Origin of the sequence: Nocardia mangyaensis, assembly GCF_001886715.1 — a bacterium.
Lineage (GTDB): Bacteria > Actinomycetota > Actinomycetes > Mycobacteriales > Mycobacteriaceae > Nocardia > Nocardia mangyaensis.
Map to the genome: position 1 here is coordinate 807,819 of NZ_CP018082.1, position 26,649 is coordinate 834,467.

At 68.0% G+C, this 26,649-nt stretch carries 30 protein-coding genes; 19 read left to right on the forward strand and 11 right to left on the reverse strand.

The features are described from left to right. Window positions 1-107 precede the first annotated feature (107 nt). Complete coding sequence (locus BOX37_RS03665; protein ID WP_071926401.1) at window positions 108-1,343, forward strand: TetR/AcrR family transcriptional regulator; 1,236 nt, start codon at window positions 108-110, stop codon at window positions 1,341-1,343. Between the two features lie 4 nt (window positions 1,344-1,347). On the opposite strand, the gene BOX37_RS03670 is transcribed toward BOX37_RS03665, so the two are convergent. After that, window positions 1,348-2,862, reverse strand: a complete 1,515-nt coding sequence (locus tag BOX37_RS03670; RefSeq protein ID WP_071926402.1) for an aldehyde dehydrogenase family protein — start codon at window positions 2,860-2,862, stop codon at window positions 1,348-1,350. Between the two features lie 297 nt (window positions 2,863-3,159). Between BOX37_RS03670 and BOX37_RS03675 the strand changes: the two genes are divergently transcribed. The 3 genes from BOX37_RS03675 to BOX37_RS03685 are packed head-to-tail and all read left to right on the forward strand — an operon-like array spanning window position 3,160 to window position 5,797. Continuing rightward, window positions 3,160-4,161, forward strand: a complete 1,002-nt coding sequence (locus tag BOX37_RS03675) for an ATP-binding cassette domain-containing protein (RefSeq protein ID WP_071931157.1) — start codon at window positions 3,160-3,162, stop codon at window positions 4,159-4,161. Then, entirely contained in the window at window positions 4,158-4,967 is an 810-nt protein-coding gene (locus BOX37_RS03680; protein ID WP_071926403.1) for an ABC transporter permease, read from the forward strand. Before BOX37_RS03675 ends, BOX37_RS03680 begins: the two co-directional genes overlap by 4 nt. Further along, window positions 4,964-5,797: an ABC transporter permease gene (locus BOX37_RS03685; protein WP_071931158.1), complete on the forward strand. Its 834-nt coding sequence runs from the start codon at window positions 4,964-4,966 to the stop codon at window positions 5,795-5,797. Before BOX37_RS03680 ends, BOX37_RS03685 begins: the two co-directional genes overlap by 4 nt. 57 nt (window positions 5,798-5,854) lie before the next feature. Here the strand turns inward: BOX37_RS03685 and BOX37_RS03690 are convergent, their stop codons facing one another. The 4 genes from BOX37_RS03690 to BOX37_RS03705 all read right to left on the reverse strand — a co-directional run bounded on the left by BOX37_RS03690 (window position 5,855) and on the right by BOX37_RS03705 (window position 9,702). Then, entirely contained in the window at window positions 5,855-7,027 is a 1,173-nt protein-coding gene (locus BOX37_RS03690) for a lycopene cyclase family protein (RefSeq protein WP_240505194.1), read from the reverse strand. A 51-nt stretch (window positions 7,028-7,078) separates the two neighbouring features. After that, a complete protein-coding gene (locus tag BOX37_RS03695) occupies window positions 7,079-8,266 on the reverse strand; it encodes an ABC transporter permease (RefSeq protein WP_071926404.1) in 1,188 nt (395 codons plus the stop codon). Then, the gene (locus BOX37_RS03700) at window positions 8,263-9,141 is read right to left on the reverse strand and encodes an ABC transporter ATP-binding protein (RefSeq protein WP_071926405.1); all 879 of its coding nucleotides are present in this window, start codon (window positions 9,139-9,141) and stop codon (window positions 8,263-8,265) included. The genes BOX37_RS03695 and BOX37_RS03700 overlap by 4 nt, the downstream gene beginning before the upstream one ends. Window positions 9,142-9,225: 84 nt before the next feature. Further along, complete coding sequence (locus tag BOX37_RS03705) at window positions 9,226-9,702, reverse strand: hotdog fold domain-containing protein (protein WP_071926406.1); 477 nt, start codon at window positions 9,700-9,702, stop codon at window positions 9,226-9,228. A gap of 527 nt (window positions 9,703-10,229) precedes the next feature. Between BOX37_RS03705 and rpsJ the strand changes: the two genes are divergently transcribed. The 13 genes from rpsJ (at window position 10,230) to BOX37_RS03770 (ending at window position 16,177) form a co-directional block, all read left to right on the forward strand. After that, window positions 10,230-10,535: a 30S ribosomal protein S10 gene (gene rpsJ, locus BOX37_RS03710; RefSeq protein ID WP_003938093.1), complete on the forward strand. Its 306-nt coding sequence runs from the start codon at window positions 10,230-10,232 to the stop codon at window positions 10,533-10,535. A 14-nt stretch (window positions 10,536-10,549) separates the two neighbouring features. Next, a complete protein-coding gene (gene rplC, locus BOX37_RS03715) occupies window positions 10,550-11,215 on the forward strand; it encodes a 50S ribosomal protein L3 (RefSeq protein WP_071926407.1) in 666 nt (221 codons plus the stop codon). Continuing rightward, window positions 11,212-11,901, forward strand: a complete 690-nt coding sequence (gene rplD / locus BOX37_RS03720) for a 50S ribosomal protein L4 (RefSeq protein WP_071926408.1) — start codon at window positions 11,212-11,214, stop codon at window positions 11,899-11,901. The genes rplC and rplD overlap by 4 nt, the downstream gene beginning before the upstream one ends. Beyond that, entirely contained in the window at window positions 11,898-12,203 is a 306-nt protein-coding gene (gene rplW, locus BOX37_RS03725; protein ID WP_019045018.1) for a 50S ribosomal protein L23, read from the forward strand. Before rplD ends, rplW begins: the two co-directional genes overlap by 4 nt. A 33-nt stretch (window positions 12,204-12,236) precedes the next feature. Then, complete coding sequence (gene rplB / locus BOX37_RS03730) at window positions 12,237-13,073, forward strand: 50S ribosomal protein L2 (protein ID WP_067491152.1); 837 nt, start codon at window positions 12,237-12,239, stop codon at window positions 13,071-13,073. A 14-nt stretch (window positions 13,074-13,087) separates the two neighbouring features. After that, window positions 13,088-13,369: a 30S ribosomal protein S19 gene (gene rpsS / locus BOX37_RS03735; protein ID WP_056818481.1), complete on the forward strand. Its 282-nt coding sequence runs from the start codon at window positions 13,088-13,090 to the stop codon at window positions 13,367-13,369. After that, the gene (gene rplV, locus BOX37_RS03740; protein WP_067448312.1) at window positions 13,366-13,767 is read left to right on the forward strand and encodes a 50S ribosomal protein L22; all 402 of its coding nucleotides are present in this window, start codon (window positions 13,366-13,368) and stop codon (window positions 13,765-13,767) included. Before rpsS ends, rplV begins: the two co-directional genes overlap by 4 nt. Then, window positions 13,768-14,562 (forward strand): 30S ribosomal protein S3, encoded by a 795-nt coding sequence (gene rpsC / locus BOX37_RS03745; RefSeq protein WP_071926409.1) that lies wholly within the window; start codon window positions 13,768-13,770, stop codon window positions 14,560-14,562. A gap of 3 nt (window positions 14,563-14,565) precedes the next feature. Next, window positions 14,566-14,982, forward strand: a complete 417-nt coding sequence (rplP, locus tag BOX37_RS03750; RefSeq protein ID WP_019045023.1) for a 50S ribosomal protein L16 — start codon at window positions 14,566-14,568, stop codon at window positions 14,980-14,982. Continuing rightward, window positions 14,982-15,221, forward strand: coding sequence for a 50S ribosomal protein L29 (gene rpmC, locus BOX37_RS03755; RefSeq protein WP_071926410.1), 240 nt, complete (start codon window positions 14,982-14,984; stop codon window positions 15,219-15,221). The genes rplP and rpmC overlap by 1 nt, the downstream gene beginning before the upstream one ends. Further along, complete coding sequence (gene rpsQ / locus BOX37_RS03760) at window positions 15,218-15,487, forward strand: 30S ribosomal protein S17 (RefSeq protein ID WP_071926411.1); 270 nt, start codon at window positions 15,218-15,220, stop codon at window positions 15,485-15,487. The genes rpmC and rpsQ overlap by 4 nt, the downstream gene beginning before the upstream one ends. Window positions 15,488-15,596: 109 nt before the next feature. Further along, complete coding sequence (locus BOX37_RS03765) at window positions 15,597-15,791, forward strand: ribbon-helix-helix protein, CopG family (protein WP_071926412.1); 195 nt, start codon at window positions 15,597-15,599, stop codon at window positions 15,789-15,791. Next, entirely contained in the window at window positions 15,788-16,177 is a 390-nt protein-coding gene (locus BOX37_RS03770; RefSeq protein WP_071926413.1) for a type II toxin-antitoxin system death-on-curing family toxin, read from the forward strand. Before BOX37_RS03765 ends, BOX37_RS03770 begins: the two co-directional genes overlap by 4 nt. A 124-nt stretch (window positions 16,178-16,301) precedes the next feature. On the opposite strand, the gene BOX37_RS03775 is transcribed toward BOX37_RS03770, so the two are convergent. Genes BOX37_RS03775 through BOX37_RS03790 form a run of 4 tightly spaced genes read right to left on the reverse strand, consistent with a single transcriptional unit; the run spans window position 16,302 to window position 21,429 of the window. Next, entirely contained in the window at window positions 16,302-17,135 is an 834-nt protein-coding gene (locus BOX37_RS03775; protein ID WP_071926414.1) for an energy-coupling factor transporter transmembrane component T family protein, read from the reverse strand. Then, on the reverse strand, window positions 17,132-18,847 hold the full coding sequence (locus BOX37_RS03780) for an ABC transporter ATP-binding protein (protein ID WP_071926415.1): 1,716 nt from the start codon (window positions 18,845-18,847) through the stop codon (window positions 17,132-17,134). Before BOX37_RS03780 ends, BOX37_RS03775 begins: the two co-directional genes overlap by 4 nt. A gap of 3 nt (window positions 18,848-18,850) precedes the next feature. Continuing rightward, window positions 18,851-19,735 (reverse strand): DUF8171 family membrane protein, encoded by an 885-nt coding sequence (locus BOX37_RS03785; RefSeq protein WP_071926416.1) that lies wholly within the window; start codon window positions 19,733-19,735, stop codon window positions 18,851-18,853. 44 nt (window positions 19,736-19,779) lie between these two features. Continuing rightward, the gene (locus BOX37_RS03790; RefSeq protein WP_071926417.1) at window positions 19,780-21,429 is read right to left on the reverse strand and encodes an HAD family hydrolase; all 1,650 of its coding nucleotides are present in this window, start codon (window positions 21,427-21,429) and stop codon (window positions 19,780-19,782) included. Between the two features lie 182 nt (window positions 21,430-21,611). On the opposite strand from BOX37_RS03790, the gene BOX37_RS03795 reads away from it, so the two are divergent. Continuing rightward, window positions 21,612-22,625, forward strand: a complete 1,014-nt coding sequence (locus tag BOX37_RS03795) for a LacI family DNA-binding transcriptional regulator (protein WP_206045764.1) — start codon at window positions 21,612-21,614, stop codon at window positions 22,623-22,625. A gap of 180 nt (window positions 22,626-22,805) precedes the next feature. Beyond that, window positions 22,806-23,432 carry an MspA family porin gene (locus BOX37_RS03800; protein ID WP_071926418.1) on the forward strand — a complete coding sequence of 209 codons (627 nt, stop codon included), beginning with the start codon at window positions 22,806-22,808 and terminating at the stop codon, window positions 23,430-23,432. A gap of 134 nt (window positions 23,433-23,566) precedes the next feature. Here BOX37_RS03800 and BOX37_RS03805 read toward each other — a convergent pair whose 3' ends face one another. Next, window positions 23,567-25,495: a hypothetical protein gene (locus BOX37_RS03805; protein WP_071926419.1), complete on the reverse strand. Its 1,929-nt coding sequence runs from the start codon at window positions 25,493-25,495 to the stop codon at window positions 23,567-23,569. A gap of 289 nt (window positions 25,496-25,784) precedes the next feature. Then, a complete protein-coding gene (locus BOX37_RS03810) occupies window positions 25,785-26,627 on the reverse strand; it encodes an SDR family oxidoreductase (RefSeq protein WP_071926420.1) in 843 nt (280 codons plus the stop codon). Window positions 26,628-26,649 lie beyond the last annotated feature (22 nt).

Here is a 26,649-nt window from a genome sequence, read left to right on the forward strand (position 1 = left end):
TCGACGTTTGCGAATTGTGGTTAACTTAGGTTGACTGTTCCGACGCCGTCACCCCGGCGGCGCCCGAATGGTCGAGAACCCTGGTTCGCGGAACGGAAAGTGAGTGCATGGTCGCCGATCGCAGTGAGGCCGAACGCGCCTGCGAGCCGACCACCGCGGCGGCGCGGGTCGTGCGCCGCAGGCCCAAGGACCGCAAGCTGCAGATCATGCGGGCCGCCGCCCGCGCGTTCAGCGCCCGCGGCTACTACCCGGTCGGCGTGGACGAGATCGCCGCCGAGGTCGGCATCTCCGGTCCGGCGCTCTACCGCCACTTCGCCAACAAATACGCTCTGCTCGTCGCCGCCGCCGAAGAGGGCGCGCGCGGCCTGCGCGATGTCGCCCGTGCGGCCGACGATCCGGCGCTACCCCCGGCGGCCAGGCTCGACGCGCTGCTCACCGCCGTCGCCGAACACAACATCGACATTCGCCGTGAAGCGGGTCTGTACCGCTGGGAACGTCGGTATCTCGAACGCGAGGACCGTGTCCGCATCCGCGCGTTCTACCGCGAACTGGAGGCGATGGTCGCCGCGCCGATCGCCGAGCTACGGCCCGAGGCGAGCCCCGATGACGTCACCCTGCTCGCCGTCGGCGCGCTCAGCGCACTGGCCAGCATCGCCGCCCACCGCACCACCCTCGCCCACACCAGAATGCTCGCCCTGCAGCGAGCGATGGCCTGGGCGATCGTGCGCGCCGAGCTGCCGCCGACACCGGCCGAGGCCGAACCGAGCAGGCAGAACCGCGGTCTACCGGTCACCTCCAAACGTGAACAGCTGCTCACCGAGGCGATCCGCATCTTCGGCCGCAACGGCTACCACGAATCCGGCATCGAGGAGATCGGTGCCGCCGTCGGCATCAACGCCTCCAGCGTCTACCGGCACTTCGACAGCAAGGCCGACCTGCTCGCCGCGGCCTTCCACCGCACCGGCGACCGGCTGGCCGTGGCCATCGGCGAGGCGCTGGCCGAGGCCGACAACCGCGCCGACGCCGCCCGCCGCATCGCCGACCGCTACGCCCGCCTCACCTTCGCGACGCCGGAGATCATGCCGGTCTACTACGCGGAGTTCAGCAATCTGCCGCAGGCCGAACAGCATCGCCTGCGGGCCATCCAGCGCCAGAACATCCTCGAGTGGGCCAACCTGCTCGACGGTGATCCGGTCGAGGCCCGCTTCCGCGTGCACGCCGCGATCGGTCAGATCATCGACGTCGGCAGGCTGCTGCGCTTCGACTCCCGGCCCGCACAGCTGGACCGGCTGGCCGCCCTGACCGGCGCCGTGCTGCTCGGCGCCGGGTCGCCGGAGGACTGAGGACTCAGCCTCGGCCGTGGCGCAGGCGAAAGAACGCTTTCGCCGTGTGCACGTGGCGCGGGTGCCGGTCGAAAGTCGACAGCCGCACCGGCGCGCGATAGCGCCTGCGGGCGATCGACATGGTCCGGCTGAACTCGTACAGACCCTGCTGACCGTGGCTGTGGCCCTGCCCGTACTCGCCGATCCCGCCGAACGGCAGCGCGGGGATGCCGGTGAAGGCGGTCGAGGAATTCACCGTCACCACCCCGACCCGCAGCTGTTCGGCGATGAACTCGGCGCTGGCGATATCGCGGGTGAACACCGTGACCGCGATCCCGTTGCCCGCCGCGTTCACCCTGGCCACCGCGTCGGCCAGGTCCGCGACCCGGTTCACCACCAGGACCGGGCCGATGCCCTCGCCGGTGATGGCGATGCTCTCCTCGGGCACCTCGGCCAGCACGATCGGCTCGACGTAGGGGTCACGGAACGAATCGAGGCCGCCGAGCACCGCGTGCCCGCCGCGCGCGATCGCGTCGCGCACCTGACGGCGCACCACGTCGACCTGGGCGGCGTTGATCATCGGACCGTAGGCGGCGCGATTGTCGGCGCCCGGACGCAGTGTGGCGGCCCGCTCGGCCACCCTGGCCAGGAAGTCGTCGAACACCGAATCGGCGACATAACAGCGCTGGATCCCCGAGGAGTTCTGGCCCGCGTTGGCCATCGCCCCGTAGACCGCGGCCTCGGCCGCCGCGTCGAGGACGGCGTCGACGTGCACGATCATGCTGCCCTTGCCGCTGTTCTCCACCACCACGGGCGTGAGCGTCTGCGCGCACAGCGCGATCACTTCGCGCCCGCCCGCCTCGGGACCGGCGTAGGCGATCTTGTCGACCTCGGCCCGGCACAGTGCGTTCGCGGTGCGCGAGTCGCCGGTGACCGCCTGCAGAACCGGCTGATCCGGCGCCACCTCGGCCCAGCTGGCCGCCAGCCAGGTGCCGACTCCGGTGGTGAGTTCGTGCGGGGTGAACACCACCGTGTTCCCGGCCGCCATCGCGTAGGCGATCGACCCCATCGGGGTGAACACGGGGTTGTTCCACGCGCCGAGCACCCCGATCACGCCGAGCGGCAGATAACCGAGGGAGGCGTGCTGATTGCGGGTGAACCAGCCGCTGGCCAGCCGCTTGCGGCCGAGGGCGCGCTCGGCGTTGCGGGCGGCCCAGTCCAGATTCTCCACGGCCAGCATCACTTCGAGGATGGCGTCGGCCTCCGGTTTACCGGTCTCCGAGCGCAGTACCTCCACCAATTCGCCGGTGTTGCGGGCGATCTGGCGACGCCAGTCCAGCAGCAGGCGCTTGCGATCGCCGAATCCCAGCTCGCCCCACCAGTTCTGGGTCGCGCGGGCGGTGCGCACAGCGCGGGTGACCTCGGCCGGTCCGTGCACCGGATAGTGCGCGAGCTGTTCGCCGGTGCGCGGGTCGAACGACGTCAGCACGTCGGATCGGCCGGTGGGCGCGGCGGCGCCTGTCGATGCGGACTCGGACATCGGTCACCTCTCACAAGATCGAACACACCCGCGAACGGGCCGGTGAGACGAGTGTTTCCCCGATCGTCAGAGTATGGGCGCCCGGGCGAGTCGACAAGGTCATCGCACTGCCCTTGCACTGCCCACGTGAGCAAGACCACAGGGCCGGGCAAACCACCCGGCTCGGTGCAGAGCGGACCGGGAAAACCGGATGACCGGTAACATCGCGCCGAACGGTATGGATCACTTACCGGGAAGATGATTCCGGGCGCGCTCACCTCGCAGGGGCCGGGCGCACCGGCCGATGGTGGAGAGTTGATGCCGAGTTCGATCTCAGTGGATTCGCCCGTGGGTGGCGTCGCGTCGCGCGACGAGCCCGCAGTGCTGGTGTCCGATGTGCACAAGTCCTTCGGCGATGTGCAGGCGTTGCAGGGCATCAGTTTCCGGGCCGAACGGGCCAGTGTGCTCGGCATCCTCGGCCCCAACGGCGCGGGCAAGACCACCACGGTCAAGATCCTGTCGACGCTGCTTCGCCCCGATTCCGGCACCGCGATCGTGGCCGGGCACAACGTCGTCTCCGACGGCGCAGGCGTGCGCCGCGCGATCATGATGACCGGCCAGTACGCCGCGCTCGACGAGAACCTGACCGGCCGGGAGAACCTCGAACTGTTCGGCCGGCTGATGGGTCTGACCAAGTCGGCCGCCCGCAAGCGCGCCGAGGTCCTGCTCGAGGAATTCGACCTGGTCAGTGCTGGCAAACGCGCGGTGCGCAACTATTCCGGTGGCATGCGCCGCCGCGTCGACATCGCCTGCGGGCTGGTCGTGCGGCCCGAGGTGGTCTTCCTCGACGAGCCGACCACCGGCCTCGACCCGCGCAGCCGCCAGGGCGTCTGGGATCTGGTGACCGCCCTGAAGAACCAGGGCATCACCGTGCTGCTGACCACGCAGTACCTCGAAGAGGCCGACGTGCTCAGCGACAACATCATCGTCATCGACAAGGGCACCGTCATCGCCGAGGGCACCGCCGACCAGCTCAAGGCGAAGACCGGCGGCAGCTACTGCGAGATCGTCCCGCTCGACCCGAGCCGGCTGCGCGCGACCGTGCAGGCTCTCGGCGAGCTGGTTCCCGCGGCCGTGGCCGCCGATCTCGGCGGCGCCGACAAACTGTCCATCCCCGCCCCCGACGGCGCCGCCACCCTCGCCGAGGCGCTGCGCAGGCTCGACAACGCGGGCATCGACCTGGCCGACATCGCCCTGCGCCGGCCCTCGCTCGACGACGTGTTCCTGTCCATCACCGGCCATTCGGGCGGGCACCAGTGAGTGTCTCCGCTCCCGCGGCGACGACCCTGTTCGCCGAGCTTCCCGTCGTGCACCCGAGCAGTTTCGCGCAGTGGCGGGCGCTGACCGGGCGCATCGTGCGCACGATGGCCACCAAGGGTGAGCTCTACGTCGCGGTGCTCACCCCGCTGGTCGTCACCGCCGCCTTCTATCTGCCGCTGCGCTACGTGATGCAGTTCCAGGGCATCGACTACGCGCAGTACGTCATGCCGATCATCGTCCTGCAGACGATGGCGATGACGATGATGTCGAACGCGCAACTCGCCGCGTTCGAAGCGCTCACCGGCTTGAGCGCGCGGCTGCAGACCATGCCGATCGGCTCGCTCGTTCCCCTGCTCTCGCGGGTGTCCGCCGGCATCGTGCGGTCGGTGGTGTCGCTGATCGCCACGGTCGGCTACGGCTACCTGATCGGTTTCCGGTTCACCGGTGGCTGGGAGCAGGCCCTGGTGTTCTGCGGGTTCGCCCTGGCCGTCGGCGTGGTGCTGACGCTGGGCGCCGACGCGCTCGGCAGCCTCACCAAGAATCCCGAGGCGCTCAGCCAGGCCCTCACCCTGCCGATTCTGATCTTCGGCATGCTCTCGACCGGGTTCGTCCCCGAGGACGCCTTCCCGACCTGGGCGCGCGCCTTCGCGCGCAACCAGCCGATCTCCCAGTTCGCGCAGACACTCAGTGACATGGCCGTCGGTCACCTGAGCTGGGCCGGTTCCTGGGTGTCGCTGGTGTGGCTCGGCGGGGCCGCGATGTTGTTCCTCCCACTGGCGGTGTGGGCGAGTGTGAGGCGATCATGACAACGACGACAATGGACACCGCGGCGCAGCTGCCGGTGGTGCACACCAAGCCGGAGTCCTCGGTGTCGGTGTGGTTCACCCACAGCCTGCTCCAGTGCAAGCGGCTGCTGATGGTGTGGCTGCGCGACCCCGCGACGACGATCCAGATCATCGCCTACCCCGCGGTCACCCTGCTGATGTTCCGGATCGTGCTCGGCAACTACATCACCGCCTACAGCGGCATGCCCGCCATCTACGGTCAGGCCGCGCTGCTGACCCTGATCGCGGCCATGACCGGCGCGGTGGTGAGCGCGCTCGGCTTCAAACGTGAGAAGGCGACCGGCCTGCTCAGCCGCTTCTACACGATGCCGGTGAACAAGGCCTCGCTGCTGACCGGTCGGCTGCTGGCGGAGATGCTGCGCATCCTGATCACCACGGTGATCGTGCTGCTCGTGGCGGTGCCGCTCGGGTTCCTGTTCATGGAGAACCCGCTCACCAACATCGCCCTGATCTGTGTGCCGGTGCTGTTCGGCATCGGCTTCGCGGTGATGGTGACCGCGCTGGCCACCATCACCGAGGGCGTGATGCTGATCAGTCTCATCGGCATCCTCAACACGCTGTTGATGTTCTTCAACACCGGTTTCGTGCCGATCGCCGCCTACCCGACCTGGTTGCAGGCCATCGTCGAGAATCAGCCGATGAGCTGTGCGATCGAGGCGATGAAGGGGTTGTCCTACGGCGGCCCGGTCGCCGAGCCGCTGCTGAAGACCGTCGCGTGGACGGTCGCGATGATCGCGGTCTTCGCCTATCCGGCGATCCGTGGATACAAGCGGGCCGCCGAGACGGCGTAGTCCGGCGAGCGCTCGAACGCCGTCCCGGTCCTCGCGATCGCCGGCGGCGTTCGCGTCTCAGCTGGTGTGCGCGTCCGCGAAGGGGTAGTCGACCCAGCGGTCCCGATTGGTCCAGCCGACCAGGTCGTAGCGCCAGCGGAACGGCCAGGTGTGCGAGACCGTGTTGAACAGGACCGCGCCGAGTGCGGTGTAGTCGTCGTGGGCCGAGAGCAGCGCCCGCTGGCCGCGCGCGGACTCGGTGAAGAACGCCTCGAACATGGCGATCGACTGATCGGTGGTCAGACGGCCCAGGCCCCACAGCCCGCGCATCCGCATCCAGTAGACCGCGCGGGCCCGCCACGGCCACAGCGCCTCGATCGGGTCCTCACCCTGCTGGATCGCGGTGACAGCGGTGTCGACCAGGGCGAGCGAGTCGGCCACGCTGTAGCCGGTGCACGGATGCATCATCCCGCCGCGCGAACCGAACGGGACGGCGGTGGCGGTGCCCTTCTTCGGCGGCGGCTGGTCGAGCGGGTAGTGCGCGGCTTCGGTCCGCTCCTCGCCGGTCAGCCGGATGCCGTGGGCGGCGAGCCGGGTGAGCGTGCGCTTGCGGAGTTCGTGCTGCGGCATGCCGCCGCGCAGCCCGAGGCTGGTCTCCTCGAAGATCACCGTGCCGTCGCCGAGCGGGACCGAGTAGAGGAACGACGGCGGCGCGTCCGGGCCCGCACCGTTCTCCGGCCGCCAGTCCAGCAGCAAGCCCTCGCCGTCGGCGACCATCGGCGCCGCGGTCTCGGCGTCGACGAAGATCCCGTGCGCCGAGGCGGCCCGGCGCTTGCCCAGCGTCGGCAGGCCCCTGGTGTCGAACACCGTGCCCGCCGAGATCGCCGTTCCGTCGGCGAGCTCCACTTCGTGCTGCTCGACGCGGCGCGCCCGATCCGCGAAGACCGTCGCGTCATCGAGCGCCAGCGCCGCGTGCAATCCCGCCTTGGACAGCACACAGTAGGGCCGCTCGATCCGATGCTCGGTCTTGGTCCACACCGTGGGCGCCGCGATCCGCTGCGCGATCGCGCTCTCGGGCAACCAGCCCGGTAGCTCGTCCACCCAGCACGAGAACGTCGGCGGAAACAACCGATCCGGCCGGGGGTCGACCGCGGCCACCCGCAACCCGGCCGCGGCGCCACGATGTGCCAGCGCCCGCCCGGTCGGCCCCAACCCGACCACACAGATATCGAATTCCCGCACAGTGCTCACGCCCGCATTCAAGCCGTCACCGCGGGTACCGCGCAACCATCGTCGCCGTGCTCACTCCTCCAAGGCGAGGGCCTGGCGCATGGTCAGACGGCCCTGGGTCTGCATGAGCGAGCGGCGGTAGATCTTCTCGGCGATGATGACGATGCCGTAGGTGGCGACGGCCATCAGGGCCAGGGCGATGAAGGGTTCCCACCAGGCAGCGGTGCCGTCGGCGAGGCGGCCGGGCATGGCGACGATGGACATGATCGGCACATAGGACGCGACCACGCGGGCCGTGCCGGTGAGGAAGATTCCGGCGAAGAGCACGATCATGATCAGCATCGACAGCGGTGTCGCGGTGGACTGCAGGTCCTCGCTGCGCGTCGCCAGCGAGCCGGCGACCGCCCACAGACTGGCCAGGGCGAGGAAGCCGACGAGGAAGAACACGATGAACCAGCCCGCGGCTCCGGCGATCTGGCCGAGCTGCTCGGTCTTCCCGGTTGCCGCCAAGCCCGCCAGCCCGGCGCCGACGAACAGCGCCAACTGCACGAACGCCAGCACAGCATTGCCCGCGACTTTGCCGATCAGCAACTGTCGCAACGGCATCGCGCTGGCCAGGATCTCCACGATCCGGTTCTGTTTCTCCTCCACCACGCTCTGCGCGATCGACATGCCGAACAGCACCGAGGCCAGATAGAAGAGGAAGGCGAAGACGAACGCCACGATCCTGGCCAGGCCGGGATCGACCGCGCCCCGCTCGAGCACGTCGTAGTCCACCGCGGCGCCGCGACCGAGCTGTTCGAGCGAGACGCCCGCGGCATCGGCATTGTGCTGCAACGCGATCTGTTGCGCGGCGGCGGTGATGTAGGTGGCGGTGTCGGTGTCCTCGGCGGTCTTGCCGATGAGCAGCCAACCGCTGGGCTCGACGGGCACGAGGCCGACATCGACCACGTCGTCGCGCACCTGCTGCTCGACTGCGGCGCGGTCGGGGAAGGCGTAGCCGGTGAAGGTGGTGTCGGTGTCGGCGGCCAGCGCGTTGGCGGTGTCGAGCACGGCCGCGGTCTCGGGACCGGTGATCGCCACCTCGACCTTGTCCGGCCTGCTGCTGAGGAACCCGCTGATGGCCAGCGACGCGATGATCGCCACGATCGTGACCACGGTCGAGATGACGAAGTTGCGATCCCGCAGCTTCACCACCACCTCACGCCCAGCGACGATGCGCCACACGCCGCGTGATTCGTTTCCTGGCGTCGCACTCATGCCGTCACCTCGCGATAGATCTCGGCGACCGTCGGCCGCACTTCGGCGAACTCGCGCACCGAGCCGCGCGAGAGTGCCGCTTTCAGAACGTCATCGGTGCCCGCGCCGTCGAACTCCAGCAGCGCGCGTGGTCCCTCGATGTCGAGGACCCGCACTCCGGGATGTTCGTGCAACCAGCCGGGGTCGTCGCCGAGGACCAGCCGGTACCGCGATCCGTTGCCCGCGCGCAGTTCGTCGACCGAGCCCTGCCCGACCACCTTGCCGCGCGCGAGGATCACCAGCCGATCACACAGTCGCTCCACCAGATCCAGTTGATGCGAGGAGAACAGCACCGGTACACCCTGTTGCGCGTACTCGCGCAGCAACTCCACCATGGAGTCGACGGCGACCGGATCGAGTCCGGAGAACGGTTCGTCGAGGATCAGCGCGGTCGGCTGCGCGATCACCGCCGCCGCGATCTGCACCCGCTGCTGATTGCCCAGCGACAGCGATTCGAGCTTGTCCTTGCCCCGGTCGCCCAGCTCGAAGCGTTCGAGCAACTCACCCGCGCGAGTGCGGGCCGCACCGGCGGCCAGACCGCGCAGCCGGGCCAGGTACACCAGCTGATCGAGCACCGGCTGCTTCGGATACAACCCCCGCTCCTCGGGCATGTACCCGAATCCGCGCCGATCCAGCGCGGTCACCGGCCGTCCGTCCCACCGGACCTCGCCTCCGTGCACCCCGAGCACACCCATGATCATCCGCATGGTGGTGGTCTTCCCGGCGCCGTTGCCCCCGACGAACCCGGTCAGCAATCCCGCCTCGACGTCGAATGACACCCCGTCGACCGCGACGTTGTCTCCGAATCGGCGGATCAGTCCCGCGACTTCCAACATCGAAATTCCCGTCTGTCGTCTCGTCGACAACCGTACCGACCCAACGTCTTCGACAGCGACGTCGAATCGGCACGGCGGGCAGGATCAGCGCGGGGTGACCCAGGTGGTGATGTCGGCGTGGACGACCTCGATCCCGTCCCGGTCGTAGATCGACACGGGCACGATCAGATTCACGCCCTCGGTGATCGCCGCGAAATCCGGGATCTCGTCGAGCTTGGCGACAGCGCGCAGCCCGGTCTCGGCCTTGGCCAGGTATTGCACGTTCATCGCCTTGGGGATCCAGCGGTGTGTGGTGGGGACGGTGGCCTCACTGAGCATCCCCATCGCCACCTCGGCCAGATTGCAGGCCGCGATCGCGTGGAAGGTGCCCAGATGGTTGTGGATGCCGAACCATTTGGGCGAGGTCACCTCGCAGACGCCGGGCTCGAGCCGCACCACCTGGGGCAGCACCGTGCCGAAGTACGGGACCCGCGCGACCATGCCGAGTGAGAACAGCGCGTGCCCGATGCGGTTGTCGGGCAGTTTCTTCCAGCCGCGGAAGGTGGCGGTTTCCTGTGTCATAGCCGTATCTTACTCAAAAGTAAGGTAGCGCGTAACCCTCCGCCGACCTGGCCCGGCATCGCGCCGGTTACCATTGCTCGGTACAGCCCGTCTCGGCGACGCGGTCCAGGTAGGCGCCCCTTCGAGGGCGTGATCGATACCTCACGGGCCCCGATTTGAAGAGCGTCGCCGCGATGGTGCATACTGTTCGGGTTGCCTTGCACAGGATCGTGCTTCCTCCGCGGAGGAGCTCGGATCGAGCGAGGCGAGCAGTACCTAGTTTGTATCTCGCCGGTTTTCCGGCGCGGATACGTCCGGGACCACATTCGTGGCCGATGGTGAGTACGTGGCCAGGGCTGGAGAATGAGCGAAAAGGCGACACGCCCGACCGCGTGGACCGGAGAACCATGACAGATGAACAGCGGCGAAGACTGGGCAGTGCCCGGTGGCGTTCTGGCGTCTTTCGTGTGTTCGGGCTGTGCAAATGAGGGTGGTGCAGGAGCCAGCTCCTGTGACCACGAAGGAAAGCGGAGAAAAGGACACTTAGCGTGGCGGGACAAAAGATCCGCATCAGGCTCAAGGCCTATGACCACGAGGCGATCGACGCGTCTGCGCGCAAGATCGTGGAGACGGTGACCCGCACTGGCGCCCGCGTGGTCGGGCCTGTGCCGTTGCCCACCGAGAAGAACGTGTACTGCGTCATCCGTTCGCCGCACAAGTACAAGGACTCGCGCGAACACTTCGAGATGCGTACACACAAGCGCCTCATCGACATCCTCGACCCGACGCCGAAGACGGTTGACGCGCTGATGCGCATCGACCTGCCGGCCAGCGTCGACGTCAACATTCAGTGACGGGGACTCGAGATATGACTGACAACAAGAACCGGCCCGCAGCCGGCATCCTGGGCACCAAGCTCGGCATGACCCAGGTCTTCGACGAGAAGAACCGCGTCGTCCCGGTCACCGTCATCAAGGCGGGCCCGAACGTGGTCACCCAGATCCGCACCGTGGAGCGCGACGGCTACTCGGCCGTTCAGATCGCTTTCGGCGCCATCGACCCGCGCAAGGTGAACAAGCCGACTTCCGGCCAGTTCGCCAAGGCCGGTGTCACTCCGCGTCGCCACGTCACCGAGATCCGCGTCGCGGACGCCTCCACCTTCGAGATCGGCCAGGAGCTTTCCGCCGATGTCTTCGAAGAGGGCACCTACGTCGACGTGACCGGAATCAGCAAGGGCAAGGGCTTCGCCGGCACCATGAAGCGTCACGGCTTCAAGGGCCAGGGCGCCTCGCACGGTGCGCAGGCTGTGCACCGTCGCCCGGGTTCCATCGGTGGCTGCGCCACTCCCGGCCGCGTGTTCAAGGGCATGCGTATGTCGGGCCGTATGGGTAACGACCGCGTCACCACGCAGAACCTCTCGGTTCACAAGGTCGACGCCGAGAACGGCCTGCTCCTGGTCAAGGGCGCGATCCCTGGCCGCAAGGGCAACGTCGTGATCGTCAAGAGCGCCGTGAAGGGTGGTGCGCACGCATGACCAGCTCCGCAGTAAGCACGGAGAAGAAGGCCGCAAATCTCACGCTGACCGTCAAGGCCGCGGGCGGCAAGACCGAAGGCACCGTCGAGCTCCCCGCGGAGATCTTCGACGTGACCGCCAACGTCTCGCTGATGCACCAGGTCGTCGTCGCTCAGCTCGCCGCCGCGCGCCAGGGCACCCACTCCACGAAGACTCGTGGTGAGGTCCGTGGTGGTGGCAAGAAGCCGTACCGGCAGAAGGGCACCGGCCGCGCCCGTCAGGGTTCGACCCGTGCGCCGCAGTTCGCCGGTGGTGGCACCGTCCACGGCCCGCAGCCGCGCGACTACAGCCAGCGGACCCCCAAGAAGATGAAGGCCGCCGCCCTGCGCGGTGCCCTCTCCGACCGGGCCCGCAACGAGCGCATCCACGTGATCACCGAACTGGTCGCGGGTCAGACCCCGTCGACCAAGTCCGCCAAGGACTTCCTGGCCGAGCTTTCGGACCGCAAGAAGTTCCTGGTCGTGGTCGGTCGCGAGGACGTCGCCGCGTGGAAGAGCGTGGCGAACCTGCAGAACGTGCTGCCGATCGCCCCGGATCAGCTCAACACCTACGACGTCCTCAACAGCGACGAACTGGTGTTCAGCGTCGAGGCCCTGAACGCCTTCGTTCACGGTCCCGCCGAGGCGGCCCAGGAGGAGAGCAAGTGAGCACCATCGCCGACCCCCGCGACATCCTGCTCGCACCGGTCATCTCGGAGAAGTCCTACGGACTGATCGAGGAAGGCACCTACACCTTCCTGGTGCACCCGGATTCGAACAAGACGCAGATCAAGATTGCCGTCGAGAAGGTCTTCGGCGTCAAGGTGACCAGCGTCAACACCGCCAACCGTCAGGGCAAGCGCAAGCGGACCCGCTTCGGTTACGGCAAGCGCAAGGACACCAAGCGCGCGCTCGTGACCATCTCGGCCGACAGCAAGCCCATCGAGATCTTCGGAGGACCGGTCGCGTAAGCGGCTGGCGATCCAGAAAGCAGAGAAGAACTCATGGCAATCCGTAAATACAAGCCGACTACGCCGGGCCGTCGTGGCTCCAGCGTCTCGGACTTCGCCGAGATCACCCGGTCGACGCCGGAGAAGTCGCTGCTGCGCCCGCTCACCAAGTCCGGTGGTCGTAACGCGCACGGTCGCATCACCACGCGTCACCGCGGTGGCGGTCACAAGCGTGCCTACCGCGTCATCGACTTCCGTCGACTGGACAAGGACGGCATCCCGGCCAAGGTCGCTCACATCGAGTACGACCCCAACCGCACCGCCAACATCGCACTGCTGCACTTCGCCGACGGCGAGAAGCGCTACATCATCGCGCCGAAGGGCATCAAGCAGGGCAGCCCGATCGAGTCCGGCCCCACGGCCGACATCAAGCCGGGTAACAACCTGCCGCTGCGCAACATCCCGACCGGTACCACGATCCACAACGTGGAGCTGCGTCCGGGCGGCGGCGCCAAGATGGCCCGTGCCGCAGGCATGAGCATCCAGCTGCTGGGCAAGGAAGGGCCGTACGCGACCCTGCGCATGCCCTCCGGTGAAATCCGCCGTGTCGACGTGCGCTGCCGCGCCACCGTCGGCGAGGTCGGCAACGCCGAGCAGTCCAACATCAACTGGGGCAAGGCCGGCCGTATGCGCTGGAAGGGCCGTCGTCCCACCGTCCGTGGTGTCGTCATGAACCCGGTCGACCACCCGCACGGTGGTGGTGAGGGCAAGACCTCCGGTGGTCGCCACCCGGTCTCCCCGTGGGGTCAGCCTGAGGGCCGCACCCGCAAGCCCAACCGCCCGAGCGACAAGCTCATCGTCCGCCGCCGCAAGACCGGCAAGAAGCGCTAAGGAGGAGGTAAGAAATGCCACGCAGCCTCAAGAAGGGCCCGTTCGTCGACGACCACCTCCTCGCGAAGGTGGACGTCCAGAACGAAAAGGGCACGAAGCAGGTCATCAAGACCTGGTCGCGTCGCTCGACCATCATCCCCGATTTCATCGGCCACACTTTCGCCGTCCACGACGGTCGCAAGCATGTCCCGGTGTTCATCTCGGACAACATGGTCGGCCACAAGCTTGGTGAGTTCGCGCCGACCAGGACGTTCAAGAGCCACGTCAAGGACGACCGGAAGAGCAAGCGGCGATGACTGAAACCATTCAGAACCCGACTGCACGCGCAACCGCCAAGCACGTTCGGGTCACCCCGATGAAGGCCCGTCGAGTCGTGGACCTGGTCCGCGGCAAGAGCGTCGAGGACGCGCTGGCGATCCTGCGGTTCGCACCGCAGGCTGCCAGCGAGCCCGTGGCCAAGGTCGTGGCTTCGGCCGCGGCGAACGCCGAGAACAACCTCGGCCTCAACCCGGCCACCCTGGTCATCTCGACTGCTTTTGTCGACGAGGGCGCCACCATGAAGCGTTTCCAGCCGCGGGCCCAGGGCCGCGCGTTCCGGATTCGCAAGCGCACCAGCCACATCACCATCGAGGTCGAGAGCGTGCCCACCACCGGCGCTGCCACTCGTAGCCGCCGGAAGGGAGGGGCAAAGTAAATGGGACAGAAAATCAATCCCCATGGCTTCCGCCTCGGTATCACCACCGACTGGAAGTCGCGTTGGTACGCGGACAAGCAGTACGCGGAATACGTGAAGGAAGACGTTCAGATCCGCAAGCTCCTCGCCACTGGCATGGAGCGGGCCGGCATCTCGAAGGTCGAGATCGAGCGCACCCGTGATCGCGTTCGTGTGGACATCCACACCGCGCGTCCCGGCATCGTGATCGGTCGCCGTGGCGCGGAGGCCGACCGCATCCGCGCCGAGCTGGAGAAGCTCACCAAGAAGCAGGTCCAGCTGAACATCCTCGAGGTCAAGAACCCCGAGTCGGATGCGCAGCTGGTTGCTCAGGGTGTTGCCGAGCAGCTCAGCAACCGTGTGGCGTTCCGTCGTGCGATGCGTAAGGCCATTCAGTCGGCCATGCGTTCGCCGAACGTCAAGGGCATCCGCGTGCAGTGCTCGGGCCGCCTCGGTGGCGCCGAAATGTCGCGCTCGGAGTTCTACCGTGAGGGTCGCGTCCCGCTGCACACGCTGCGCGCGGACATCGACTATGGCCTCTACGAGGCCAAGACCACCTTCGGTCGCATCGGTGTGAAGGTCTGGATCTACAAGGGTGACATCGTCGGTGGTCGTCGTGAGCTGACCGCCGCCGCTGCTGCTCCGGAGCGCCCGCGCCGCGAGCGTCCGAGCCGCCCGCGTCGTTCCGGCTCCACCGGTACCACCGCGACCAGCACCGAGGTCGGGCGCGCCGCCACCGCAGTGGCGGAGGCTCCGGCAGAGAGTCAGGAGGGCTGACGCATGCTGATGCCCCGTAGGGTCAAGCACCGCAAGCAGCACCACCCGAGTCGTTCCGGCATGTCCAAGGGCGGCACCGCGGTGGCGTTCGGTGAGTACGGCATCCAGGCTCTCGAGCCCGCCTACGTCACCAACCGTCAGATCGAGTCGGCGCGTATCGCGATGACCCGCCACATCAAGCGTGGCGGCAAGATCTGGATCAACATCTACCCCGACCGCCCGCTCACCAAGAAGCCTGCCGAGACCCGCATGGGTTCCGGTAAGGGTTCGCCGGAGTGGTGGGTCGCGAACGTGAAGCCCGGACGGGTCATGTTCGAGATGTCTTACCCGAACGAGGAGATCGCTCGCGAGGCCCTGCGCCGCGCGATGCACAAGCTCCCGATGAAGTGCAGGATCGTGACCAGGGAGGAGCAGTTCTGATGGCTACCGGAACACCGGCCGCAGAGCTCCGCGAGCTCAACGAAGAAGAGCTCGTGGCCCGCCTGCGTGAGTCGAAGGAAGAGCTGTTCAACCTGCGCTTCCAGATGGCGACGGGTCAGCTCGACAACAACCGTCGACTGCGCGTCGTTCGTCACGAGATCGCGCGCATCTACACGGTCATGCGTGAGCGCGAGCTCGGCCTGGCCACGGCACCCGCTGGCAAGGGAGATGCGGCATGAGCGAGAAGACCGAAGAGCGCAACAGCCGCAAGGTACGCAGTGGCTACGTTGTCTCGGACAAGATGAACAAGACGATCGTCGTCGAGCTGGAAGACCGTCACCGGCACAAGCTCTACGGCAAGATCATCCGCACCACCTCCAAGGTGAAGGCGCATGACGAGAACGAGATCGCCGGCGTCGGCGACCGCGTTCAGCTGATGGAGACCCGTCCGCTGTCGGCCACCAAGCGCTGGCGTCTGGTCGAGGTCCTGGAGAAGGCCAAGTAAGGTCCCTCCTCGATCCATCGAGATCGTGTACACGAAGGCCCGTTTCCCCTGGGAGACGGGCCTTCGTCGCACCGCCAGCGGGTTGATACCTGGCTGATACCATGGGCGCATGGCGATGACACTGCGGCTGAACGGAGACGACGACCGGCGGCTGACCGAGCTGGCTGAGCGACTCGGTCGGAGCAAACAGGACTTGGCTCAAGAGGCGATTCACATGTACGTCGCTCGGCAAGCAGAGGCGTTCGAGTCGATGATCGACTCGATCATGGACGAGCACGCGGAGCTGATGCGACGGCTCGCGTGATCTACCTCGATCTCGCCGAGGTCGTCGCCATTGCCCGTGCGGTGAACAAGACGCCGCACGCCGTAGCTGACATCGGTCTGCTGGCAGGCGCTGTCCAGCGGCCCAAGGCGACAGTGTTCGGTGAAGAGGCATACCCAGGGGTGTTTCTCAAGGCCGCCGCGCTCTTGCATTCGATTGCGCGAAATCACGCGCTGATCGACGGAAACAAGCGGACCGCGTTCGTTGCGAGTGTCGCCATGTTGCGACTGAACGGATACCGCGTTCGCCCACTGCCCGACGAGCAGGAGGCGCTGATGAACCGTATCGCGACCGGGGATGTGGACGTAGCCGAGATAGCGAAGAGCTTGGAGCTCTGGTCTGAGCGGAGTCCAGCCCTCCATCAGTAGAGGTGGTCGGGGTGCGGTGGAGGATCTGTCGAGCTTGGGCGCGGATCCCGGTGTCGTCGGCACATCGAGATCGTGCGCACGAAGGCCCGCTTCCCGTATCGGGAAGCGGGCCTTCGTCGTCAGGTCAGAAGTCGCGGGAGTAGACCGGGAACTGGCTTCCGAGCAGGAACGCAGCGGCGATGAGAGCCGCGGTACTCACCAGCAGCCCGATGTCGGCGGGGCCGACGCGCAGGCCCGCGAGACGGATTTCGCGGCCGAGCGCGTTTTCGCCCGCGAAGGTGAAGCCGCGGGTCTCCAGGGCTTCCACGGTGGTCCTGGTGCGTTTGGCGGTGTTGAGCATCATCGGATAGAAGCTGCGCACCAGCATCAACGAAAGATGGAGCAGCGAGCGCCAGCCCAGAAGGCCCCGGTGCGAGGGCGGCGCCGAGCGCAGGCGATAGCCATCGATGATGGTGTGGAACTCGTCCATCATGATCGGCAGCATGCGGTACCCGTAGCTGACGCCGAAACTGAGCAGGGGCGGGGCGTGCAGGCTGATCAGCGCATCGGAGAGTTTCTCCGGATCGAGGGAGACGAAGGCCGCCATGCTCGCCAGGGAGATGACGCCCAGCTTCAGCGTGAGCGTCAGCAGCGACATGATCGTGCGCAGATCGCCGTCGAACATCCAGGCCGCGGCGAACAGGTAGACGCTCTCCATGACCAGGCCGATGGTGAACAGCCCGAGGACCAGCGGCCCGACCCGGCTGAGCAGGACGGTCACCGCGGTGATGGTGAACAGCGCCGCGAGCGTCACGATATTGTGCGTCAGCCAGGGCACCACCGCGAACACCAGATACCAGCCGAGCACCACGCGTGCGTCCAGTCGCGACAGCAGCCCGCCGCGGGTGGCATAGGCGGTGCGCAGCAATTCGAGTTTGACCCACTCCACCGACAGCACATCGTGCTGCTTTCTGATCATTTCTCGGCTCCGATCAGGTCGGCCGGTGTGCACGCGGCGACGAGCGCGTCCACCGACAGCGGCGGCGGGTGGATGCCGAGTACCCGGCCGAGCAGGCTGATCTGCGGCGGGACCAGGCGTACCGCGTCGGTGAGTTCGGGGTCGTCGAACAGCGCGGCGGGGGTGGTGTCGGCGATGATGCGGCCGCCGTCGAGCACCAGCACCCGGGTAGCCCACTCGGCGACGAGTTGCATGTCGTGGGTGGCGGTCACCACGCACCGGATGTTCTCGGAGAGGGTGTCGAGCATGCCGGTGACATCGTGGCGGGTACCCACGTCCAGGCTGGACGTGGGTTCGTCGAGCAGCAGCAGCGTGGGACTCATGGCCAGGCCGATGCCCAGGGTGACCCGCCGTTGCTGCCCGCCGGACAGGGTGCGCCCGTCGCGGTCGGCGAGTTCGGTCAGCCGCAGCTGGTCGAGCACCCGCTCGACCAACGCGGCGGTCCCTGCTCGTTTGCGCTGGGTGGGGAACATTGAGATCTCTTCGCGCACAGAGTCTTTCAGGAACATCTGCTCGGGGTGCTGATAGAGGTAACACACCTGATCGGCGAGTTGGGCGGGCCGCACGGTGCGCGTGTCGATGCCGTTGACCTCGACGGTTCCGGTTCTGGGCACGATGAGTCCGGTGAGCAGCCGAAGCAGGGTCGACTTGCCCGCCCCGTTGGAACCGACCACCGCGATCCGTTCCCCTTCGCGCAGGCACACACTCACCTCGTCGAGCACGGTCGAGCGCGACCCGTGCACGTCGCGGTATCCGTGCCCGACCGCGGTGAGTGAAGCCACGACGGGGGCCGCCGCGGTGTCCTCGCTGGTTTCGGCGCGGACGGTGCGGGATTCCAGAGGGGTCGTGCCCGCCGCGACCAGGGCGTGGTGCGCCTCTTCGACGGTGAGCGGTGCCTCGGCGCCGGGCGCCAGCCGCGCGACGGCGGCGATGACCTGCGGTGCGGGGATGCCGTGCCCGGCCAATTCGCCGGTGCGCGAGAGTGCTTCGCGCACCGGCAGGTGCCAGTGCACGGTGCCGCCGGCCATGAGTACCACGCTGCGGGCGTACCTGGCGATGAACTCCGCGTGGTGTTCGATCACGACGATGGTCGTTCCGCGCTCGGCGTTGATCCGCGCCAGCATCCGGTAGGTTTCCTCGGCCCGCGCCGGGTCGAGCTCGGCGACCGGCTCGTCGACCACGATGACGGCCGGTTCCATCGCGAGCACGCCCGCCAGCGCCGTCAGATGCTGCTGCCCGCCGGACAGTTCCCAGATGTACCGGTCGGCGAGGTGGTCGATGCCGAGCAGTCGCATGGCGTCGTCAGCGCGGGCCGCGAAATCGCGCAGTCCGAAATTGAGCGGGCCGAAGCAGACGTCGTCGCGCACCGACGGGCGGACCAGCTGGTTTCCGAAGTCCTGGTAGACGTATCCGACGCGGTGCGAGAGCGCCGCGACCGAGGCGTCCAGGGTATCGACGCCGTCCACGGTGACCGTGCCGCTGAAGTCGCCGGACCAGAAGTGCGGGATCAGCCCATTGAACGCCTTGCACAGCGTGGTCTTGCCCGAGCCGTTGCTCCCGACGACGGCCACGAAGTCGCCGCTCTCGATGACCAGGTCCACGTCGGTGAGACTGGGCTGTTGGGCGCCGGGGTAGCGGAAGGACAGCCCCTCGACGTGAATGACATCCGGCACCGATCAGTCCTTCCGCTGTTGGCGGGACTCGCGTGCCACCGCCCGCGCGGCGAGCACGATGCCGCCGAACACGAGCAGGGCTGCCGCCACACCGATCCAGAGGAAGCCGGGTCCGTACTGGTCGAGGAAGTCCGGCTCCCAGACACCGAACTGCACGTCGGCGGCTTCCAGCAGCGCCAGGACCGCCGAGCCGAGCATCAGGAACACACCGAGGCCGATGAAGGCCGCGCTGGGCCGCGCCCGGTCGGCGAGCGGCTCGTTCGGATCCCTGGGGCGCATGCCCATCAGCGGCTCGATCTTGCCGTAGAGGCGGGCGGCCAGATACGCGGCCGGGATGGCGCCGAAGAGTACGCCGCTGATCAGCAGATCCGTGGTGAAGGCGAAGCCCTCCAGCAGCAGAATGGATTCCGGCAGGCCTTCCACGTACTCGGCGTCCTCGACACCGATCCAGACCTTGGCGACATCGACCATGCCGCCGATGCCCTTGTCGATCGTGACCGCGATGATGGCCGCGGTGGCCACCTGCCACTTGCGCCGGGGATCACGCACCAGCGAACCGGCGACGTACAGGCCGGTGGCGAGCTGGAGATAACCTTCCACCTCACCGATTCCGGAGAAGTTGCCCATCAGCAGATCGACGAAGACGATCTCGCCGAGGGGTGCGCCCAAGGCGGCGTAGAGCGGGTTGAACAGGCTGACCATGACGACCGGGACGAACGCCAGATAGGAGACCGACAGTTCGACAGGGCCGACCTTGAACTCGGGCAGTACCTCGGTGAGGATGTTGGCGAGCCCGAACAGGGTCATCGACAGGACGAACACCATCAGCTTCTGCGCTGAGGTCATGTCCTGGGGGCGGGGCAGGGTGCGGGAACGGGTGACGTTCATGGCTGATCTTCTCTACTGGTTGGTTGAGCCGAAGTTGTTCGTGGTCAGGGGGTTTCGTGGGCTGTGCGCAGCGCCTGGATTACCTCGGTGATGCTGTCGAGCAGCAGGTCGGGCTGGTCGTCGGCCAGTCCGTCGGCCAGCTCGTCGTCGGTGGGTGAGCCGCCACGCACGATGACGGCGGTGCCGACGCCGGCGGCGCGGGCCGAAGTCGCGTCGCGCCACGGCTTGTCACCGACGAACCAGCATTCGGCCGGGTCGAGGCCGAGCGCGGCGGTGGCGGCGAACACGAGCGTGGGATCGGGCTTGCGATAGCCGACTTCGTCGGAGTAGGCGAACGCGCCGATCAGGTCGAGGACACCGGCGTCGTGCAGGCGGGCTCGACCACTGCGACCGCAGATCGTGTTGGACACGATCGCCACCGGTAGCCCCGCGTCCCGGCACCAGGTGAGAAGTTCGGCGACTCCGTCGCGCAGCCGGAAGCTGCTCTTGGCCTGGGCGTAGCCGAAGGTGAGTTCGCTCGCCTCGGCCAGCAGCCAGTCCCGGGCTGTCCCCGGCAGGTGGGGGCCGACGAATTCGCCCCAGAACTGTGCGGGGGTCACCTCGGGGCAGCGGTTGTCGACCTGCTCGGTGCGTTTGGCGGCCTGGTATGCCAGGTGCCCGTGCTCGAGCGCGTCGGCCATCAGCGCGTCGGGGACGGCATGTCCGGCGGTGCGCAGCCTGGCCGCGATGTCAGCGGCGAAGTCGGTGACCGCCTGCGGGGTCTTCGCGGAGTCGGTCAGGACGCCGCCCTGATCGAGCAGCAGCGCCTTCGGCATCCCGCGTCGCGCCGGAGTAGCCGGCCGCGGGGGCGAGATCGACGGCGCGGCCGGGTGACCGCCTGCGGCCGTGAGCAGCGGAAGGAGACCCTCCGGGGTGTCGAAGATCGCGTCAGGGCGGTCGAGAACCGCGAAGGGCGGGCTGTCGGTGTGCTTGCTGCGGGTGAGGACCACCGCGCCGACTCCTGCTCGGCGGCCGGACTGGACATCTCGATCCTGGGTGTCGCCGACGTACCAGCACTGCGCCGAGGTGACCCCGAGGGCCGCGGCGGCGCGGTGAATCATGTCCGGGTGTGGCTTGCGGATGCCGGCTTCGTCGGAGTAGAGCTGCACCGCGACGAATTCGGCGAGCCCGAACTCGCGCAGCAGAGTGCGATGGGCCAGACCCGAGTGCGCGTTGCTGACGATGCCGACGGGAATCGCGAGTGCCTGTGCGGTGCGGAGCAATTCGGGCACGCCGGGCCGCACCTGGTGATCGTTGAGTAGTGGATTGATCGCCGCCATGAGGCGCGTCGCGTCACCGGCGGCGGTCGCGCGCACCGGCTCGGGCTGATCGGCGAGCAGGAAGTCCTGCCACAGGGCGCGATGGGTCAGTTCCCGTGGCTCGCGGGTGCGGCTCATCGCGTGTTTCCAGTGCCGGAGTGCGGCCAGTCCCGCTGCCATCGAGGCGTGCAGGGAGTCGACATCGATCGTGTGGCCCGCGCGGCGCAGTTCGGTGTGTACCAGGACAGACGCGTCGCGCAAGCCCTCGGGCCGTTTGCGCGTTTCGAACACCACCCCGCCGAAGTCGAGCAGCAGCGCGGCGGGTCGCGTCCGCAGGGCTGACGAGACCGGTTCGATGTCGAACGCGGTGGCGGTACAGGGTGGGCCCGATGACATGGTGGTATCGCTCCTGGTGTGGTCGAGGACGGGGACTTGACCAGCGTGGGGTCGGGTCCTGAACACGAAGTGGGGATTCCATGGCCGGGGCGTGAACCGGCCTGGAACGTTCCAGTTTGTTCGGGTCGCCATTGCCAGGGGCGCTGCGTGGTGCCGCGCTGTCGGCCGCGAAGATGGGGGACATGAGCACCCGCCGATCGCGACGTCCGACGATTATCGACGTGGCCGCGCGGGCCGGCGTCTCCAAATCACTGGTCTCTCTTGCCCTGCGCGGCGACGAAGGGGTCAGCGACGCGACCCGCGCCCGGATCCGGCAGGCGGCCGACGAACTCGGCTACCGCTCCAATTCGCTGGCCCGCGCCCTGGTGCAGGGCCGGACCGGCCAGCTCGGCGTCATCGTCACCGACCTGCGCAACCCGTATCACACCGAGGTCGCGCTGGGCGTGGAGACCGCGGCCGAGGCCGCGGGTCTGGGCACCTTCCTGGCCAATGGACGCCGCGACCCGAACCGGCTGGCCCAGCACCTGAGCGCGATGCTCAGCCTGAACATGGAAGGCATCGTCGTCGTGAGTTCCCGGGTGGACTACTCGGTGCTGGCCGCGGCGGCCAAAGAGGTGCCGGTGGTGGTGGTCGGTCGGCCCGAGTCGACGCCGCCCGGACTCGACTCGGTGGCCAACGAGGACGAAGCCGGTATCGCGCTCGCCGTCGACCATCTGATCGAGCTGGGGCACCGCCACATCGCCTTCGCGTCGTCGTCGACGCGTCCCGCCGCGATGGCCCGCCGCCGTGGCTACGAAGCCGCCGTCGGCCGCGCGGGCCTCGGGCGGCATGCCGCCCAGACGATCCCGGACGGCCCAGGCCGATCCGCGGCGGTCGACGTGGTGCTGCGGAGCCCCGTGACCGCGATCGTCACCAACAACGACCTGCTGGCCATCGAATTCCTCGATCGTGCGGTCGAACTCGGCATCGACGTCCCCGGGCGAATGTCGATCGTGGGCTACGACAACACCGACCTGGCTGCCCGGGTCCGGCCTCGCCTGACCAGCGTCGATCAGCGCGGACCGGCACTGGGTGAGACGGCGGTGGCGTTGCTGCTCGAGCGGCTGGCCGGACGGTCCGCCGATCGGCATGAGGTGCTCTTCCCAACACTGGAGATACGCACCTCGACGGCTGAGCCGGGTTTCCTGCCAAGATAGGAACATTCAGAGCCACATCGTGGTGCTTTGTGTGGCATTGGTGCTCTCTTCATCTGTGCGATCGATGGTGATCGCTTGCTGTTCGTTTTCGTTAGCGACGCTCCGCTAGCGCCCGGCAACGGGGCATTTCGGCCTTCGAACGCCGAGATCGACGCAACGAACCTGATGGAGTGACAATAGATGAGGGAAACGACTCGACGCGCTCGCGGCATGTTCCGCACGCTGACGGTGGCCACTGCGGTGGCGGTCGGGCTGACGCTGGGCAATGGCCCGGCCTCGGCGGAAATTGATAGCACCGCCCACATCGTCGACGGCGATGGCCTGACGATCGAAGCGATCCAGGAAGACACCAGGATCGAGTTCGTGCCGCCGCTCGACGGTAACCCGCTGACTCGTGAGTGGTTCCACAACGGCACCGCCGCCTTCAAGATCAGCGGCGAGGACGCCGACGAGTTCGAGGGTGAGATCACCGTCGGCTACCAGGTCGGCTACCCCGCCTCGTTCGACGGCAAGCTCACCTTCGCCTGGTCGACTCCCGGCCTGGAGATCGACTTCGACGGCGGCGGCACGATCGACAGCCTGATCCCGCAGGCGGGCGTCGAACTCGAGGTCGGCTTCGGCCCCGGCCTGGAGACCGTCGAGGCTGCCACCGGTGAGATCTCCGGCGACGAGGGCTTCATTCGGATGCACGGCTTCCACGGCACCGTCACCGGTGTGGTGGGCCCGACCAACATCCGGCCGTTCGTCACCGTCACCAGCGCCAACGGTGACTCCGTGACCACCTACGGCAAGCCCTGGACTCTCTGATCCAGCGGTCGGCGCGATTGCGTCGACGAGGTCGGTCCGTTCCGCAGCGGACCAGCTGACCAGCGGCGGGGTGGGCGAATTCGCCCACCCCGCCGCTGTCTGTTGTCTCCGGCACCTCAGCCGGTGAAGGCACCTCAGCCGGTGAAGGCGTAAGGGTGGCGGATCTTGCGGGCGAATTCGACGATGTTGGTGACGGTGTTGCCGGAGACACCGACTTCGGCGCCGATGCTGGGGGCCGACCAGGATTGGTCGGTGAGTTCGAGGATCTCCTCGATCTGGTCGAGGGTGAGGCGCAGGGGGCTGCGGTGGGCGATCTGGCGAGCCAGAGCGCGGACTTCGGTGTCGTCGTAGTGGAAGTCGTCGGCGGGGGTGTCTAGGTTTTCCGGCGATTCGCTGTCGTCGGCCGGGTCCGGGATGGTGGGTGCCGGTGCGTCGACCTCGCGGTCGGCGGCGGGGGACTCGGGGGTTCGTGGGCCGGTGACGCCGCGATCGGTGTGCGGAGCGGGCACCTCGGTGGGCTCCTCCAGCTCGGTGGTGAGGGTGAGCTGTTCGGGCGGTGCGACCGGTGGTGCGGTGGTGGCCGCCGGCTGAGGTGCGGTGGTGTCGCCGTTGGGGTCACGGGCGACGGTGTCGGCGTGCGCCGTCGCCTCGGGAACCGGGTCGGTGCCGGTCGCGTCGCCCGTGGTGGACTGCGCGGCGGCGGTGACCGGTATTCGGCGCCGGGTCGGGGCGGCGCCGTCGGCGCGTCTGGCGTGCTCGGCGCCGTTGCGGCGGTGGTCGGCCGCGGCCTTGTGGATCAGTTCGAGCGTGCCAGGGGCGATCGACTTGTCCGCCGACGGGCGGATCACATCGGGTGTGCGGGTGTGGTCAGCGGCGGATGCGCGGATCAGGTCCGTGGCGTCCGGCGTAGCCGCTGAGCCTTCCTTCATCAGCGGATTCGCGCTAACCCGCTCCGTCATCCCGGCGAGCGGAGCGCCGGACTCGACGCCTGCGCCGGTGTCGTTCATCCGCTCCTCAGCGCCTGTCGCTTCGTCGGAGATCGGGTCGGTGGACTGGCGTGCATCGTCGACAACGTCTGCGGCGATGCCGCGTTCGGCGGTCGGCTCAGTCGGGGCGGCGGCCTCGTGGCGGGCCATCGACGCGGAGTGCGTCACGGCAGTACGCTGTGCGGTCCGCGTGGTGGGGGCCATGAGTTCACGCTCAGGTGATCCGGCGGGCGTGACGGAATCATGGTCATCGGTCGATGCCACACGCTCGGCGGGGGAGTAATTCGCCGTGTCGACGGGCAACTCCACCGAGGCGGCCTCGATCAGCATCGCGTAGCGCGCCGCCACCCAGGCGTGCAACCAGATCACCACGCCGACCATGACCGGGGCGATCGCGTATTCGGCCGCGCGGCCATAGGATCCGCTGGCGAGGTGGGGGCCCGCGTTGAGGGCGACGGTGGTGCCGAGCAACGCCAGTTCGAACAGGACGACCTTGCCGCGCTCGAGTTCGCGGCCCCAGCGGGCTGCGGTGGTGGCGGCGATCATGATGATGATGATCGGAATGGAGATCATCGCTTCGATGCCGTAGCTGAGCCAGTAGAGCGGGTCACTCATGTCGCCGCTGGGCACCAGGTTGCGCTGGACGTTCACGCCCGCCCACAGCATTCCGAGGACGACGACGCCGATCAGCGCGCGCGAGGACCACTCGGCCCGCCGATACAGCTGGGCCAGGCGAGCATCCGGACTGGAGACGCGACGCCGCGCGGCCAGCGCCTTGCGATGCCAGCGCGCGTCGGCCTCGTCGGTGCGCCGGATCTGCGTGCCGGTGCGCCGGTCGCGCCGATCGGCGGCGAGTTCGTCGACGACGGCGCGGCGCCGCTGTTTACGCCGTTGCGCGCGAATCCACTCCGCGAGCTCGCGTTCGGCCCGGATCTCGGCATCGGAGAGCGCGTCGTACAGCGCGGTGTCGTGTTGCAGTGGCAGCTTGCCGCGAGCCGTCGCCACCTGCCGCTCGAGTGCGGTGATCTCGGTGTCCACCGGGCTGACGGCATTCACGATCGACCGATCGTCGGACATCTCGCGCCTTCCGGTCACTCGAACATATGGACTATCGAACATATGTGTGATTGCCAGAGAGCGTAAACGCCGTCCGAGCCCCGGTCAACGACACCAGCCCGATTCGCGCGCACCACCCGGCGTGCCGTGCCCGGGTCTGGCCAGGCGATCACCCGGCGCGGTGGCGTTCGCCGCGCGGCCGATGCTCGCCTGCGTGCCTGGTGATCATCTGTCCGGCGTCGCGCCCCGGCGATCGGCCGGCGCGGCGACCTCGACGTGTGCCGTAGGTGGCGAGGTGCTGGTGCTGTCGTTACGACGGCGACTCGGGATCGTCTCGCAGGGCGCGCATTTCGTAGTGGGTCCGTGCGGACGACCCGGAGGTGGCGGCCACCTGATTCGGTACCGCCCGCCGTAGCACGATGTCGCGCAACCACTGCGGCAGTAGTCCGGCCAGATGTACGAGGGGACCGACATATCCGGGCAGCGAAACCTCGAATCGCGGCCGCTCGACCACCGCGAGCACCGCACTCGCCACGTCGGCGGGCTGGAGAAGTTTCGCCGCGCCCGTTGCGGTTCCGGCGGCCAACTCGGTGTCGACGACGCTGGGCATGATCACCGATAGTCGAACCCCACTGCCGCGCAGTTCCTCCCGGACGCCGGTGAGATAGCCGAGCACGCCGTGCTTGGTCGCGGCGTAGGTGGCCTCGCCGGGTGGGGAGAGACGCGAAGCCGCGGAGGCGATGGTGACGATGTGCCCGCGCCTGCGGGTGCGCATCGCCGGTGCGGCCAGGCGCACCCCGCGGATCACCCCGTGCAGGTTCACCGCGAGCATCCGGCTGGTCGCGGTGTCGGGTTCGCTGTCGAACGCGCCGACCCACATCACGCCGGCGTTGTTGACCAGCACGTCGATCGGCCCGAGTAGCGCCTCGGTGGTGGCGAGGAAATCGTGGAAGGAGCGCTCGTCGGTGACGTCGAGTTCACAGCCGTGCACGGTGCCGGGAAGCTCGGCGGCGGCGGCGCGAGCCGCGGTGCCGGACAGGTCGCCGATGCAGACCCGCGCGCCCGTCAGCGCGAACTGGCGCGCGGTCTCGCGGCCGATGCCCGCGGCGCCGCCGGTGATGGCGACGACCAGTCCGGCATGGGTGCGTTTCATCGGCAAAGCCTTTCGATCCAGC

What these genes read in the sequence shown, in the direction of transcription:
- BOX37_RS03665 (WP_071926401.1), top strand. Translation starts at nt 108, where the DNA reads ATGGTCGCCGATCGCAGTGAGGCCGAACGCGCCTGCGAGCCGACCACC.
- BOX37_RS03670 (WP_071926402.1), bottom strand. Translation starts at nt 2,862, where the DNA reads ATGTCCGAGTCCGCATCGACAGGCGCCGCCGCGCCCACCGGCCGATCC.
- BOX37_RS03675 (WP_071931157.1), top strand. Translation starts at nt 3,160, where the DNA reads ATGCCGAGTTCGATCTCAGTGGATTCGCCCGTGGGTGGCGTCGCGTCG.
- BOX37_RS03685 (WP_071931158.1), top strand. Translation starts at nt 4,964, where the DNA reads ATGACAACGACGACAATGGACACCGCGGCGCAGCTGCCGGTGGTGCAC.
- BOX37_RS03695 (WP_071926404.1), bottom strand. Translation starts at nt 8,266, where the DNA reads ATGAGTGCGACGCCAGGAAACGAATCACGCGGCGTGTGGCGCATCGTC.
- BOX37_RS03700 (WP_071926405.1), bottom strand. Translation starts at nt 9,141, where the DNA reads ATGTTGGAAGTCGCGGGACTGATCCGCCGATTCGGAGACAACGTCGCG.
- BOX37_RS03705 (WP_071926406.1), bottom strand. Translation starts at nt 9,702, where the DNA reads ATGACACAGGAAACCGCCACCTTCCGCGGCTGGAAGAAACTGCCCGAC.
- rplC (WP_071926407.1), top strand. Translation starts at nt 10,550, where the DNA reads ATGACTGACAACAAGAACCGGCCCGCAGCCGGCATCCTGGGCACCAAG.
- rplD (WP_071926408.1), top strand. Translation starts at nt 11,212, where the DNA reads ATGACCAGCTCCGCAGTAAGCACGGAGAAGAAGGCCGCAAATCTCACG.
- rplB (WP_067491152.1), top strand. Translation starts at nt 12,237, where the DNA reads ATGGCAATCCGTAAATACAAGCCGACTACGCCGGGCCGTCGTGGCTCC.
- rpsS (WP_056818481.1), top strand. Translation starts at nt 13,088, where the DNA reads ATGCCACGCAGCCTCAAGAAGGGCCCGTTCGTCGACGACCACCTCCTC.
- rplV (WP_067448312.1), top strand. Translation starts at nt 13,366, where the DNA reads ATGACTGAAACCATTCAGAACCCGACTGCACGCGCAACCGCCAAGCAC.
- rpsC (WP_071926409.1), top strand. Translation starts at nt 13,768, where the DNA reads ATGGGACAGAAAATCAATCCCCATGGCTTCCGCCTCGGTATCACCACC.
- rplP (WP_019045023.1), top strand. Translation starts at nt 14,566, where the DNA reads ATGCTGATGCCCCGTAGGGTCAAGCACCGCAAGCAGCACCACCCGAGT.
- rpmC (WP_071926410.1), top strand. Translation starts at nt 14,982, where the DNA reads ATGGCTACCGGAACACCGGCCGCAGAGCTCCGCGAGCTCAACGAAGAA.
- rpsQ (WP_071926411.1), top strand. Translation starts at nt 15,218, where the DNA reads ATGAGCGAGAAGACCGAAGAGCGCAACAGCCGCAAGGTACGCAGTGGC.
- BOX37_RS03765 (WP_071926412.1), top strand. Translation starts at nt 15,597, where the DNA reads ATGGCGATGACACTGCGGCTGAACGGAGACGACGACCGGCGGCTGACC.
- BOX37_RS03775 (WP_071926414.1), bottom strand. Translation starts at nt 17,135, where the DNA reads ATGATCAGAAAGCAGCACGATGTGCTGTCGGTGGAGTGGGTCAAACTC.
- BOX37_RS03785 (WP_071926416.1), bottom strand. Translation starts at nt 19,735, where the DNA reads ATGAACGTCACCCGTTCCCGCACCCTGCCCCGCCCCCAGGACATGACC.
- BOX37_RS03790 (WP_071926417.1), bottom strand. Translation starts at nt 21,429, where the DNA reads ATGTCATCGGGCCCACCCTGTACCGCCACCGCGTTCGACATCGAACCG.
- BOX37_RS03795 (WP_206045764.1), top strand. Translation starts at nt 21,612, where the DNA reads ATGAGCACCCGCCGATCGCGACGTCCGACGATTATCGACGTGGCCGCG.
- BOX37_RS03800 (WP_071926418.1), top strand. Translation starts at nt 22,806, where the DNA reads ATGAGGGAAACGACTCGACGCGCTCGCGGCATGTTCCGCACGCTGACG.
- BOX37_RS03805 (WP_071926419.1), bottom strand. Translation starts at nt 25,495, where the DNA reads ATGTCCGACGATCGGTCGATCGTGAATGCCGTCAGCCCGGTGGACACC.
- BOX37_RS03810 (WP_071926420.1), bottom strand. Translation starts at nt 26,627, where the DNA reads ATGAAACGCACCCATGCCGGACTGGTCGTCGCCATCACCGGCGGCGCC.